Annotated in this window: 13 protein-coding genes; 4 read left to right on the top strand and 9 right to left on the bottom strand. The window is 54.9% G+C overall.

Translation table 11 applies throughout. The annotated features are described in order from the left end of the window. Positions 1-20: 20 nt before the first annotated feature. From CRO08_RS11010 to CRO08_RS10985, 6 genes are all read right to left on the bottom strand, one after another. On the bottom strand, positions 21-2810 hold the full coding sequence (locus CRO08_RS11010; protein WP_097036225.1) for a CotH kinase family protein: 2790 nt from the start codon (positions 2808-2810) through the stop codon (positions 21-23). A 93-nt stretch (positions 2811-2903) separates the two neighbouring features. Further along, positions 2904-3758, bottom strand: coding sequence for an EamA family transporter (locus CRO08_RS11005; protein WP_097036224.1), 855 nt, complete (start codon positions 3756-3758; stop codon positions 2904-2906). Positions 3759-3762: 4 nt separating this feature from the next. Next, a complete protein-coding gene (locus CRO08_RS11000) occupies positions 3763-6120 on the bottom strand; it encodes a lytic transglycosylase domain-containing protein (protein ID WP_097036223.1) in 2358 nt (785 codons plus the stop codon). Next, positions 6107-7957, bottom strand: coding sequence for a phosphoenolpyruvate--protein phosphotransferase (gene ptsP, locus CRO08_RS10995; RefSeq protein WP_097036222.1), 1851 nt, complete (start codon positions 7955-7957; stop codon positions 6107-6109). The genes CRO08_RS11000 and ptsP overlap by 14 nt, the downstream gene beginning before the upstream one ends. Continuing rightward, positions 7929-8201, bottom strand: a complete 273-nt coding sequence (locus CRO08_RS10990; protein WP_072807837.1) for an HPr family phosphocarrier protein — start codon at positions 8199-8201, stop codon at positions 7929-7931. Before CRO08_RS10990 ends, ptsP begins: the two co-directional genes overlap by 29 nt. A 7-nt stretch (positions 8202-8208) precedes the next feature. After that, a complete protein-coding gene (locus CRO08_RS10985; RefSeq protein WP_072807836.1) occupies positions 8209-9117 on the bottom strand; it encodes an MlaD family protein in 909 nt (302 codons plus the stop codon). A 327-nt stretch (positions 9118-9444) separates the two neighbouring features. Here CRO08_RS10985 and CRO08_RS10980 point away from each other — a divergent pair, with 327 nt between their 5' ends. From CRO08_RS10980 to CRO08_RS10970, 3 genes are read left to right on the top strand one after another with little or no spacing between them, the layout of a single operon-like run. Then, a complete protein-coding gene (locus tag CRO08_RS10980) occupies positions 9445-9774 on the top strand; it encodes a transposase (protein WP_097034692.1) in 330 nt (109 codons plus the stop codon). Positions 9775-9791: 17 nt separating this feature from the next. Beyond that, on the top strand, positions 9792-10640 hold the full coding sequence (locus tag CRO08_RS10975) for an IS3 family transposase (RefSeq protein WP_176495013.1): 849 nt from the start codon (positions 9792-9794) through the stop codon (positions 10638-10640). A 56-nt stretch (positions 10641-10696) separates the two neighbouring features. Beyond that, positions 10697-11311 carry a BspA family leucine-rich repeat surface protein gene (locus CRO08_RS10970; protein WP_097036221.1) on the top strand — a complete coding sequence of 205 codons (615 nt, stop codon included), beginning with the start codon at positions 10697-10699 and terminating at the stop codon, positions 11309-11311. A gap of 68 nt (positions 11312-11379) precedes the next feature. On the opposite strand, the gene CRO08_RS10965 is transcribed toward CRO08_RS10970, so the two are convergent. From CRO08_RS10965 to CRO08_RS10955, 3 genes are all read right to left on the bottom strand, one after another. Continuing rightward, entirely contained in the window at positions 11380-11823 is a 444-nt protein-coding gene (locus CRO08_RS10965; RefSeq protein ID WP_141398338.1) for a hypothetical protein, read from the bottom strand. 145 nt (positions 11824-11968) lie between these two features. After that, on the bottom strand, positions 11969-12586 hold the full coding sequence (locus CRO08_RS10960) for a JAB domain-containing protein (protein WP_097036219.1): 618 nt from the start codon (positions 12584-12586) through the stop codon (positions 11969-11971). Between the two features lie 16 nt (positions 12587-12602). Then, entirely contained in the window at positions 12603-13343 is a 741-nt protein-coding gene (locus CRO08_RS10955; RefSeq protein ID WP_097036218.1) for a hypothetical protein, read from the bottom strand. A 233-nt stretch (positions 13344-13576) separates the two neighbouring features. On the opposite strand from CRO08_RS10955, the gene CRO08_RS10950 reads away from it, so the two are divergent. Next, positions 13577-13930 (top strand): hypothetical protein, encoded by a 354-nt coding sequence (locus CRO08_RS10950; RefSeq protein ID WP_097036217.1) that lies wholly within the window; start codon positions 13577-13579, stop codon positions 13928-13930. Position 13931: the final 1 nt, after the last annotated feature.

The raw sequence follows: 13931 nt of genomic DNA, 5'->3' as shown, positions 1-13931 counted from the left end.
TGTTTTCAGGCCAAATCTGCCTACTTGAAATTCGCTGTCAGGGCATCGATTTCACCAGGCATAATCGTGCGGGTCACATCCGTCACGCCGTCGCTCCAGCCGGTAAATACACCGCCGTTCATGCCTTCCGCAGAAACAATCACTGGGGTTCCCTTGAAGAGGGTCACCTTTACCGCGGGCCTGTCGAGCGGGAGCCCCTCGACAAGCACGCGACCGCTCCCGCTTGCCGCAAACGTCACGGGAACGAACTCACCCAGGGCAAAAAATTCCTGCATGTCAAAGAGGATTTCAGACTCGCGGCTCTCCGCGAAATACTTCATATCGTCAAGAACCTGATCCATCCACTTCGCGCTATGCCCCCAGCGTTTCTGGTCACGCGCCACTTCGGCAGAAATCTCGCCCATCATGGCTTCGATGCGAGCAAGCACACGCGTCTTTTCGAAGTTCGTGGCCAGGAGCGTCGACATGCGGTTCACAAACTTGTTCGTGAACGACTTGTTTTCCAGCAACTTGCGGAACAGGAACGTAGACTTGGGTCCGTTCGGCCAGTCCGGGCCATCCTCGGCAGCGGCAAACTCGAATATGTTGTTCGTATATTCGCTCATGTCGTTACCGAAACCGAAATCCATGTCGTACAGGAACCATCTCCAGGGCGTCGCCGGGTTGCGCACTCGCCACTTTTTCAGGTTGTTCGAGGGCCAGTCGCGGTTGTTCGCGTAAATTTCCGTCTGCTGGTAATTGATAAAGTTGTCCACGTCGATTTTTGTCGCCACATACCGGTAGTTTTCATCGCTATCGAGCGGGTGCGATTCCAGCCAGTCCAGAAGTTCCACGTAATCCGAAGATTCCCCGCTGCTCGCCGAATTGTCCGCCTTCAGCAAGTCAATTTCGTCCGGGTCATAGCCGTAGTGGGTCTCGAAGTAGTAGCGGTTCGAACGTTCGCGGATGTTCTGTATTCCATAGTATTCGCCGTTATAAAAGACGATTGCGGGCCTGCTGCGCTGGTAATCCACGCCGAGGCCTTCGGAGAGTGAACTCGCGAGGTCGTCGTGAATGTAGTCCTGCCCGAAATTCCCCACGCGAAGGATAAATCCCTTAAACTTGTCCAGTTCCGGGAATGCGGGGAACAGCGGGTATTTCAGGCGATTGTCGCCATACTTTTCACGGAACACGATGGCGACAGACTTCTTGTCGTTCGCCCTGCTGTAGTTCCCGAAAATCTGGAAGCCGGCGTCCTTCGCGAACGCAGGCGTGCCTACTCCCGGCTCAAACAGCTCGACAGTCACGGGGAGTTCGCGGTCGGACCAGTAGTTCGCACCGTAATGCGGAATCTTTTCCTGTGCATCGGGGCCATCCATGTACAGGCCCGTATCCGGGTCAAAGAGCGAGAGCGGGTTTGCGGTAATGAACACGCTTGCAATAGTCGGCTGTTCCTCGAACACGTAGGTGCGGGTTTCCACATCGCCCGGGTACATTCCCGGCACGAAGGAGGCACAGCGCAAAACCGTAGTCGCAGAAACTGTCAGCGACTGAGCCGCGGGCGCATTCCCGTCGGGCAGCGCACCGCCCTGCACGCAACGCACATGCGCGTCCGCATCGAAAGCGACAGTGAAGGGTTCCTTGTAGAATCCCGAGGGAGGCAGTTTGTCCGTAATTGCGGGTGAGCGTTCGGAATACACGACCGACATGAAGGCGCCGCCGTAAGGGCTCGGGTCCGCAAACCCGTAAGTCGCCGCACCCTCGGGCGACACACCGAAGGACCACGTCTTGCCCACAGGCATTGCGGGGTACGCGATGGAATCCACAATCGCGCCATCCTCATTCATCAGGTAGAGGCTTCCCCCCTTGTGGTGCAGCTTGAAATTCGCGTGAGGTTCATGCCCGCGATTGCGCGCGATAAACGAGGTCACCTTCATATCCACCGCCTTCATCTCGTTCGACTCGGGGCTGAATCGCGTACCATAGATATTCTGCAAATCCGGAAGTTTCATTCCCTGCGGAAGCCCGATGGCATACGTGGTATTTGAATCGCCCGTACCCTCGATAACAGCTTCCCACCCGAGCCAGTCGTCCACATCGGGTTGCGCCAGGCGGAAAGCAAGCTTACGGCCCGCAGTCACGTACCCCGTCAGGAGAATCTCGTTCGCCGCGGAAATATCGACCACGTCGTCCTTCGAAGAGGAACCCGTCCCCACGAACACGGCAATCGATGTCCAGCCAAGTTCCTCGTTCTCGCCAAACTGCATACGGCTACCGAAAGCACGACTGCCGTTCTCGGTAAAGCACACCTTCGATTTTCCCGGAAGATTGTCCGCACGGCTCTCGCCCGCCACGGGTTCGCTCTGCGCGTCGGTCCATTTCCAGCAGCCGGGCCCAATCAGGTTCGTCGAGTCGTGAGGAGCCTCGTAGTCGGGAAGGTCCTTGCCCGAAAGGTACAGCACCATGAATCCCTGCGCCGGCACGGGCACATTCCCGAACGCCCACTTCCTGGGTTGCGAGAGGTCATCGGTCAAGTAGAGTCCAGACAAGTTCACAGGTGTTTCCGCCGGGTTAAAAAACTCGACCCATCCCGCATCGCCACCCTCGTGGTCCTTGAACGAGATATTCACCGGGTCGATTTCCGTCACGACCACCGGGGAACCGCCTACATACGGGACAGCAGATTTACCCGACGCGGAACTGGCGGGCACTTCAACCTGCGCACCCGAACCGCTGTCATCGGAACACGACAGCACCAGCGCGGAAACGACAGCCAGGCCAAGGAACCTGCCCGCGAACCGGAGGACTAATGACAAACGGTCACACACCATATCCCGAATATATATAAAACGAAAATATAAAGAAACGGATTGCCGGCTAGCAGTTACCGGAAACAGCCTTCGCACACAAAAGTGTGATTTGCATTACGGATTGGCAGAAGGCAGACCGGACTTGCGACGGGGCCTACGGACCACAAAAAGGGCGGCACCGGTAAGCACGAGCGACACCGAGACAATCTTCCCGACAGGGAAGGCCTCGGAAAACACCAGAGCACCCGCAAGCGTAGGGACGGCAGCCCCCACGGCAGCACTGAACGGGACAATGAACAGCGCACGACCGCGCGAAAAGGAAATCTGCGAATAGAGGAACGCTATGCCGTATGTCGCGATGTAACCCAGCGTGCGGAAATCGAGCAGCAGGCCCGCTACCGAGGAAATCTCGATATGGTCAAGGTCGAAGTCCATCGCGAGGCTCTTGTAGAACGCCGCAGAAAGGCCGAAGCCGACACCCATGATGAAAGAATCCACCATCTCGCGGTCCTTTACAAACAAGTGAGCAAAGAGCGTTACCGCGCACAGGCCGCCCGCATAGGCCCAGAGCATACCGATATTCTGCACGGCAGTCGATTCACCCAGACTTTCAACCGAATAGAGGAGGCCCGCCACCACAAAGCAGATGGCGACGACGATACGCTTCGTGAGCGCCTCCTTCAATATGCAAAAGCCCATGAGCGCCGTAAGGACCGGATTCAGCACCATCATCGGCTGCACCTGCGAGAGGTCGTAGCGGGCCATCGCGATGTAGTACCCGAGAGTCGCAAGGCCCGAACAGCAGATGCCCAGCCACCAGAACTTGTTCGTAACGACTCCCTTGAAAAACTCCCAGGGGCGCGACGTTCCGCCGGTGCGCTTGCCGACAGTCGACACCCCGGACTTTTCCAGAATGTTCCCGCAAGCGAACAGGAATGCAGGACCTATGGTTAGCAACAAGAAAAGCATGGCACTAGATTCCGAATTCCGAGGTGTCGTAAATTTCCTGGTATATCCAGTAGTTGCCCATCACGCGTTTCACGTAGTCGCGGGTTTCCCAGTAGCTGATTTCCTCGGCGCGGATGTCCCAGTTCTTGCCTTCCCCGGCAGCCTGCCAGCGTTTCGTGGGCTTCGGGCCCGCATTGTAGTTTCCGAGCACGTACATGTAGTCGTCCTTGTACTGCGCCTTCAAATCCACGAGGTAACGGATGCCGAGGCGGATATTCATGTACGGATTATACAACTGCGACGGGTCGAAAGAATCCATGTATTCCTGCTTCGCGAGCATCTTGCCTGTCGCGGGCATAATCTGCAGCAGACCGCACGCGCCCGCAGGCGATGTAATCTGGTAGTCGAATATGGATTCCTGGCGCATCACGCTATAAACGAAAAACGGGTCGATGCGCGTTCCGGAATGGAACTTCACCTGGTCCTTGTAGGGCAGCGGGAAAAGATAATGCAGTACTTCTATCGGGGCATCAGCAAGCACGCGACGGTCGATATTCGCCTGGAACTGGCGCGCGAGCCTGTAACCCGCGGCAACCTCCCCCATGTCGTAGAACAGCTTGCCATATTCGTACAGGAAGTCGAGCCTCTTCGCATTCTTCTTGCGGGCCTCGTCATACAGGGCAAAGGCCTCGTCGCTAAACCCGTACTGGAACAGCGTCTTGATGCGGTTGTAGCGTTCCGGAGTGTAGGTCGGGTCCTTCGCTCCCTTCTGCAGGTTCTTCACCCAGGCAAGCGTCGCCTCGGGAGTCATGGGCACGCCGCGTGCGTACGGCACCTCGAACTTTTCGAGCAGTTCATATTCCACGAGCTTCATGCGGCTACGGTGCGCGTAGTAGCCCAGCGGGAAATCGCGGATGCAGTCGAGGAAAGCCTCGCGCGCAAGGGAATCCTTGTTCTGCCTCATGTACGATTCGGCAAGGAAGTACCTTGCCCCGCTACCGCTCCACAGGAATGGTTCCTTCGCGGCATCGATAAGCGCCTTTTCGGCTTCGGCCCAGCGTTCCTGCTTGAAGTAGATGAACCCGATGCGGAACTTTGCCCACTGGCGTTTCTGGTTGTTTCCGAACCGCCTGTCGGCAAGTTTCTCGAAGGTCACCACCGCACTGTCGTAATTTTCTTTCTGCTCGTACTCGAATCCCTTCACCCACAGGCTGTTCGCATTTTCCTTGCTGTACTTGTTCGCGCTCTGCAGCATGGAATCGAGCCTGCGGATTTCTTTCGTGTTCTTCGGGGCAAAACTTCTGAGAAGGCGGAGCGCCGCCTGGATCCACACGGGGCGCGCTTCCACGGAATCCACCAGGAACTTGTACTGCGCAATCGCCTCGTCATTGCGGCCCACCGCCTTGAGCGCCTCGCCGCGCTTGCTCCACAGCACGATACGCGTGTTCAGGTCGAGCGTGCTCCTGGAAAGTTTCTGCTGCAGCGAATCTCCGGACGGCGCCGCCGCCGATTCCGGGTGTTCCGCCACCAAGCCCTCATCAAGAATCCGTATGGAATCGAGAAGCCCGAGGCATGCCCCCGCTTCTTCCTTCGCGCAGGCCATCTTCGCGTAAGCGACCTTCTCCGCGAGCGATTCCGGGAAGGCCTGAACCTTGCGGAGCCGCCTGATTGCCGCAAATGCGGAATCCCTGTACGGGGTCGATGTCGCAAGCAGTTGCATGTAGTAACGTTTCGCCTGCTTCTCCTGCTTGTCCTGTTCCAGGTAAGACGCGTAACGGTACTTGAGGGCGGCGGCATCGTCGCCCTTCGGGAACTTCTCGAGGAAAGCCTTCAGGGAATCCGCCTGCATTTTTTCCGAAAGCGTTGAGTCGGCAAGCGCCGCCTCCACGCGGAGCCTTGCCGCCGTGCGCGCGAAAGACTCGTTCTTCGAGAGTTTCGCCCCCAGGTTCAGGGCGGCACGCATCCCAGCAAAATCGCCCTGCCGAGATTTCGCCTTCGCCATGCGCAAGACTACTTCCGCTTCCAGTTTCGGGTCGCGCCCCCTCAGGGAATCGTAGGTCGTGTACGCGCTATCCCACTTTTCGGTGTAGTAATAATACGCGGCGCGGGCATAGTCGCGCACATTGCGGGCAAGCGAAGTATCTTCCATGCTACGCTTCGCGCGGTCGGCACGGATTACGCGATTATGGAAATCATCCGAAGGAATCTGCTCGAGTGCGGCATACGGGTCCAGCGGGATATCGTTCTCGGCTGCGGCGGCTTCGCCCACATTCGCGCTGTCCGCCTTGCCGTCGCCTTTTTCACCCGAAGCTTCGCACGCGACAATCAGCAAGAGAACAGGAAAGAACCGGCGAAAGAACACCGAACCACTAAGTATCACCATGCACCTCGTTTCCAACTTGGCCAATAAAGCTCGATATCCCGAGGTCGGTAATGGTCTGCGCGTACTTCCTGTACATGTAGCCGTTCACGCTGTTCGTGTCGTCCATCTGCAGCACGGCAAGCGCACTCTCGCGGACATCCTCGAAGTTTATCGAGCGTATAATCTTCTTTGTCGCCATCACGCTCCAGGGCGTCATGGAAAGTTCATCGACCCCAAGGCCGACAAGCAGCAGAACACTCATCGGGTCAGAACCCATTTCGCCACAGACCGCCACCGGGATGCCTTCCCTGTGGGCGGCGTTCACAGTCTGGTATATCATGTTCAGCACCGCGGGGTGGTGCGGCTGGAACATGTCGGTAATGAGTTCGTTCGTGCGGTCCACCGCAAGCGTAAACTGGATAAGGTCGTTTGTACCGATGCTGAAAAAGTCGGCCTCCTTCGCCAGCAGGTCTACAAGTACCACCGCGGCAGGCACTTCAATCATGATGCCCACCTTCACCGTAGCGCTCTTGATTCCTTCTGCCTCCAGTTCCTCGGAACAGCGACGGATGCACGCCTTCGCACGGCGCAGTTCCTCGAGCCCCGAAATCATCGGGAGCAATATGCGCAAGTTACCCTTGGTATTCGCCTTGAGGAGCGCCTTCAGCTGCGTGCAGAAAATATCCTCGCGGTCGAGGCACACGCGGATGGAGCGCCAGCCCATGAAGGGGTTCGCCTCGTTGGTCGCGGTAATGCCCGAGACTAGTTTATCGCCACCCGCGTCGAGCGTACGGATGGTCACCGGGCAAGGTGCCATCGTGTCGAGGATCTGCCTGTAGGCTTCGGTCTGTTCTTCCTCGGTCGGGGCGCTGTACTGCAAGAACAAGAACTCGGAACGGTATAGCCCGACGCCCGTCGCGCCGTAATCCATCACCTTCTCCGCTTCAGTAGGCAGTTCTATGTTTGCATGTAAAGTAATGTACTTGCCGTCGCGGGTCATCGGCTCAAGCCTGCGCATGGTAAACAGTTCCCTGCGCTGGCGTTCGAACACCTCCACACGTTCACGGAACCTGCGGATGTCGTCCTCGTTCGGGTTGACAATGACAAGGCCTCCCGAGCCGTCCACGATAATCGTGTCGTCGGGCTTTACCGCCGTGACAACATTGCGCAGGCCCGACACAGCCGGTATCTGCAGGGAGCGCGCAAGAATCGCCACGTGGCTCGTACGGCCACCGGTATCCATCAAAAGCGCGCGGGCCTGGCCCGGCTTGAGCGCCATCAGGAAGCTCGGCAGAATCTCGTGCGCGACAATCACCGCGCCGTCCTCGCCAGACACTTCCTCCAAGGCCGGTTCGGCCTCGTCCATCGTCGACATGAGCCTGTTGTACAGGTCGCGCAGGTCGGCCGCCTTGTCGCGCATCGCGGGCGAATCGATTTTCTCGAACTTGTCGATGTAGTCCCCGAGCACCACGTGCACCGCCCAGCGGGCATTCTTGCGGCCCTCGCGAATCATCTTCAGGACAGCGTTCATGAGGCCCGGGTCCTGCAATATCATCAGGTGCGTCGAGAATATGAGGCTATCGTGCACGCCCGTGCGCGTCTCGGAGATTTCTTTGATTTGCGAAATCTCCTTGGAGGTGCGGGTCACCGCCCTGCGGAACAACTGTTCTTCCGCCTGCACGCGCGACTCGGGAATGTCCTCCTCGACGACGGTAATCTCGCGGCTCGCCACCTGGAACGCACGGCCCATGACGAGGCCGGGGGATGCGGGAATACCCACAAGGACCTGACGTGCAGGCCTTGTCCCGAAAGACTTCTCCGTGCCGGTATCAGCCGGGTTCTTCGTTGAAATTGTCATGGAAAAGCGTTTCCAACCTTTGCACGACTTCCTGCTCGTCCTCGCCGTCCACCTCGAAGCGGACTTCGGAGCCCATCGGAATAGCGAGCATCATCACGTTCAAGATGCTCTTGGCGTTCGCCCTAGAGCCCTCGAACATAATGAACACGTCGCTCTTCGCGGGGCCGGTAATGTCGACAATCATGCCGGCGGGCCTCGCGTGTATCCCGAGCTTATTCGTGACTGTAAGAACCTTCTCTATCATCGTTTCCTCAGAAAATATCCACGTTCACGTCCAGACCGTCATGCAGGATCACGCGGAACAGGCTGTCTGCCGAATGGACCGTCTTAACCAGGTCGTCGTGCAGTTTCCTATCAGAAAGGAGTATGCCCACAGTATTGTCCTTGGACTGCACCTTCGCGATCAGGTCGTCGAGATGCTTGGTTACGCCTTCCAGCTGGCCAACCAGCGCATCGGCATGGCCTATAGTCTTATCGGCGTTGGCAAAGAGATTGTCAATAGGCGGCTTCACGCCGTCAACAAGCGCGTCTACCTTGCCCATGACCTCGTTCAGGCTGGCGAGGCTCTTCTTCAACTGCGGGTCGGTCGTGTTGACCATGGTCATCAGGCGGTCTTCCAGGTTTTCGGCCTTCGTGAGGAGCGTCCTGAAACGTTCCTGGAAATCGGGATTCGCAATCGTGCCGTTGAGGGCCGACTTCACGGATTCAAGAAGCACCTTCGTGCTGTCGCAAACCTCGCCCGCAAGGCCGAGCGCTTCGGCAATACCGGCGTCGAACTGGCCGTTGATGGTATCGCCCGGGGCAAAATAGGCTTCCTCGTCGCCGAGAATCATGCCAATCTGGCGTTCGCCCATGATACCGATGTTCTGCACGCGGATTTCGGAATCCTTCGGAATCTTCACGTCGGTACGGAGGCGTATACGCACCACCACGCGGTGGCCGGCAAGGCTAATGTCCTCTACCTTGCCCATCTTGACGCCGTTCACCTTCACGGGGTCATCGAGCACGAGCGTGCTCACCTGCGTAAAGCGGAGATAGAATGTATTGAAAGTTTCGCGAGGATCCTTTTCGTTCAAGAAGAACATTCCGAACACAAGAATCACGATAGCCAAGAGGACAACGAGGCCAACGGAGAAGTATAGAGCGGAATTCTTTTTCATTTGTCTTCCAATTTAGCATATTCGGTGCCCGTTTCAACAAGAATTCGCCGAAAATGGGGAAAAAAGCCCCTTTTTTATATCTTGTTGGGCCATATCTCCTACAGCACCCGAGGACCGTGGTTCATCCAGGCCGTGCAGCACACCATGTCTGCCGTGGCGCCCACCATCGTGGGTTTTGCGCTGGGGTTTGTACTGCTGCACTTGACAATCAAAAAAGATAGATCGATATATTGGTAAGAACCTTTTAAAAGGTGGACCATGCAGGAGTTTAATAAGAGGGTAGCATAAGCTACTATATTCATTGCGCAACCCCCAAAAGGTAAAACAATGGCAAAAATCAACTATAGCTCCGAGACAAGGGAACAGGTCATCAAGCTGGTCCTGAAAGGCGAAAAGTCAGCAAACCAAATAGCCAAGGAACTCGGAATCGGGCCCAATACAGTCGGTCGGTGGGTAAACGAGTACCGCAAGGAACACAACCTGCCGAGCTACCGCGAGGAACGGCGAATCCGCAAGGTGTCCGTCGAGGAACTCGCCGCCAAGAACAGGGAACTGGAAAAACTCCTGAAGAAGCGTGAAAAGGAGCTTGCGGACGAGAAGGAGACGGTAGAGATCCTAAAAAAATCCCTGCACATCTTTATGCGACCACACGACTGAAATGCGAGGCGATACACGTGAACCGCAAGAAATACTCAGTCAGGAAGATGTGCAGAGCCCTAGGAATACCGCAGTGTTCCTACTACCAGTGGTCGCGCCAGCAGGAAAAACGTGCCGAGAAGAAGGCCCGCGAAGAACGGCTTGTCCAGAAGGTCCGCGACACCTTCGAAGAAAACCACCGCGTGTACGGTTGCCCGAAGATGCAGGCGGCACTCCATGACAAGGGTGACGAGGTAAAGGTGTGGAAACTGCGCCGCATCATGCGCGAGAACGGTCTCTATCCGGTCACGCTCAAGAAATGGAAACCCTACCGCAAGGGCAAATGTGACTCCATGTACAGCGAGAACCTGGTGCAGCGGAAGTTCGATCCCGACAGTCTGAACGCCGTCTGGGCCGGCGACATCACCTACGTCAAGACTACGCTTGGCTGGGTGTACCTTGCCGTGGTACTTGACCTATGCAACAAGGAGGCGGTGGGTTATGCCGTGAGCAAGAACATCGACACGGAACTTGTCAAGCGCGCGTTGTCCAATGCCATCATGCAACGCGGCCATCACGACGGACTAATCTTCCATTCCGACCGTGGCGTGCAGTACAGCAGCATGGGCTACCGCACGATGCTCTCGGAGAATGGGATAACGCCCTCGATGAGCGCCCCGGGCTGCCCCTACGACAACGCCTGCATGGAAAGCTTCTTCGCAAGCTTCAAGAAGGAGATGGCCTACAGGCGAGACTTCAAGGACATCGAAGACGTGCGGGAGGCCGTTTTCAGGTACATCGAGCTGTTCTACAACCGGAAACGGCTCCATAGTTCGCTCGGTTACATGACACCGGTGGAATATAGGCTGTCAAAACAGGCTGCCTAGACCACAAGGGTATACCACTTAACAAGAAAAAAGGATATATTTTAACTTAACCGGTAATGAATATGGTTGTTCATGAACCCACTATTAAAAAAACTACAAATCCAGTGTCTAACGTGCGAAATATGTGCGAAATGTTCCGCGGAGCCCATTTTAACGGAGACATTAGCCAATGGAATGTCTCGAATGTGATAGAAATGAGCGGGATGTTTTGCGGCGATTATGACGATTTTTCCCCAAACCCATTTAATGGCGACATCAGTAGATGGAATGTGTCAAAGGTGACCTATATGGCAGAAATGTTTATGCTTGCAGCGTTCAATGGAGACATCAGCCGATGGGACGTATCGAATGTAACTGATATGGACAGGATGTTTGTTGATTCTCTGTTTAACGGCAACATCAGCCATTGGAATGTTTCTAATGTAACAGATATGGCCCTAATGTTTTATTATTCCCAATTCAACGGAGATATTAGCCAATGGAATGTGTCAAATGTGGAATATATGGATAGTATGTTCAGCGGCTCCCAATTTAATGGCGACATAAGCCAATGGGATGTGTCAAATGTGACAGATATGGATTGTATGTTCCGAAACTCCGCTCTAGAAAAAAACGGAAATCTCCCTGACTGGTTCAAAAATTCCCGTTGGAACAACGAAAATAAAACCTAGTGATTTTTTCTCTAAAACTCAGCGCGAGAATCTTGCTTTCGGTTTGCGACCACTGAAAAGTTACCTAACTAGCGGCTGAACCTTTTCTTCGGAGCCTTGTCCGCATACCATTCGTAGAAGTCAATCTGCTTCTTGTAGCGGGAATCCATGCAGTGCTTGATGTACACATCGTCAGTTTCCAACTCCCAGGTAAACACCTTGGTCGTGTCGTAGTACATCCACGCCCTGTCGTCGAAATCGAGATACTTCTCCTGTACCACATCTATGCGGCCGCCGCCGACCATAGTGACTAAAATATCGGGACACGACCTGCGGTCATAAACAAGCAATTCGCCGCTATACATCATGTTATTGTCGTATCCACACACCGTTTCGCACTCCTTCCCATCGTAATAGATGTCTACAGTTGCGAGATGACGAATGACAATGTCAGGGCATATCTCATCTTCGGCGGGGAGTTCAACATCGTCCATGTAGAGGCACATCCTCTTTCCGTTAATTGTATGTTTCATGGCCTTGTTTCCGTTAACAAAGAACGCGGTACTTTCCGGCCCCGGGCGGAATGTAAACGGCCCCCAATTGGAACGAAAACCGCTCACACCGAGCGATGCCAATATGGCAACAAAGAATATAACCTTACATAGAAGATTATTCATACTAGCATTCTCCTTTAGGAAGTTCCTTGCTTTTTTCAAATGCTTCGGGATGCGTCGTGTAAATGCTCAAAAATCCCGAACGAGCCACGATAATACTGTCGCTGAGGGTAATACCCAACACGCGACCGGCATTTGCGAGCCTGTTGGTGAACTTGAGATCTTCCGGGGACGGTTGCAACGAGTTGCCCGGATGGTTGTGGAACACGATTACCTTGCTTGCACGGTCTGCAAGAGCGACGCTATACACGTCCTTCGGGTCAACAATTGTTCGATTGGTTGAGCCGACAGAAATATCGTGCTTACCAATCACCTCATAGGAACCGGTCATTGTGATCACGAACAAGTGCTCCTTGAGCATGAACCTGAGTTCAGGAACCATAGCCGCAGCAACAGCCGGTGAACTAATCCTCATCGACTTAGCAGACATCATGTAGGAGCCGGAGAGCAACGCGGACGATCTCACCTTGGCGGCAGTGCGCAAAGGCACGCGCATTTCCTGGGAGATCTCCTCCACGCTGGGCACATACACTTTCCCCGCAAGGAACTCTACCGCCCTTGTGGCCATCTTGGCAGAGCCCATAATGGGCTTCAACAGTTCGATCTTTTCTTTTTCTGTCATGCCAGTCTCCTTTTATTTAGTGTGTCCTGCCCGTTTCCCTGAATTCCTTCAGGCGCAAATCATGAATCAAGGATTCAATGTCACAGGGAGCGCAATCACCCCTAAAGCACACACCCGGGCGAGGATCGCGAAAATTCCCTGCGGCAACGCGCTTCTCGTTCTCAGACTCGGCAAGAGTCCACCTTGCGACAAAATCCTTTGCAAACGTCCCGATGTCTTCGGCGAGCTTGGTCTGCAAAAACCAGAAAAAACTCCCGAAACGGCGGTCACCAATTCCATGAATCTCCTTCTTGCACGAAGGGCAAAAAGCCGTCGCGTAACAACCGCCCGAAAGCGGCGACCCGACAAAATGGCGAACGACTGCGACGGCGCCGCATTCGCATTCGACGCGGAACTGGCTTTCTTCCCAAGCCAGGAGCAGCGTCCCCAACTTAAGACTAATGGAGACAGTGGTTCCCGCAAAGTTCAGGCGCCTTACCGTAGGCAAGCTACCAACCCAGCAGCCGCCACCACCGATCAGGTAATGCGCGTCGATGTTGGCATAGCGCGGGTTCGCCAAGATTTCGTCCTTGTGGCGCAAGACCAGGTCCAGGTTGTCGTAGAACAGTTTGTACTTGCGCTCCTGCTGCCCTTTCATGAAGTCCGCCTGGGCATCGCGGGCGGCCTTTTCCTGCTCCTGTTCTCCGCTGACAAGCGGAATACCCGCCTTCAGGCGCCTGTATAATTCAGCAAAGGATTCATGATGGGTTTCGGACATACGCGCCTCCTTGTGGTTAGTCCTTCTACTATATCTATCGATTATTTATGCATAGATGTAAATACATGCATAAAGTTTTTTTAAAACCCGTCCAGCTTGTGTAAAGTTTCATTTACAAACGAGGTTGCCGAACAGTCACGAAAAAAAAATCCCAGACCCCTTTTACATCGGCTTCGAATTTTTCGATACTATTTTGACGGCACATGTCGTGCCGGCAAAGGAAAGGAGGTTGTATGTCCGTAGAAAACATCCGCAAGCTCTACAAGGAAATGTCGGCCGATCGTGGCTATTTCAACCAGATGATGGTTCACGTCCAGGACCACGCCCAGAATGCACAACAGGCGTTCAATGACCTTGCGAAGGGCAATTCCGACCTCGGCGCAGGGGTAATCCTGCCCATTCTCCGTTGCATTACAAGCCATGTCATAACGGCTGCGACCAATCCCGACCATTCGGGCGCAGAGCGTTGGGCCGAAGTAGCAGACTATCTCGCACCGATGATAGCGATGCACTACGACATGTACACCAGGGAATGCCTGGAAAACATCGACACTATCTTGAACGACGTCCCTTCGGAAGGAGCATAAA

The organism is Fibrobacter sp. UWT3, assembly GCF_900230125.1.
In the GTDB taxonomy this organism is placed as follows: domain Bacteria; phylum Fibrobacterota; class Fibrobacteria; order Fibrobacterales; family Fibrobacteraceae; genus Fibrobacter.
The sequence above is the reverse complement of the archived record's forward strand: the minus strand, read 5'-3'. Positions and strand labels throughout refer to the sequence as shown.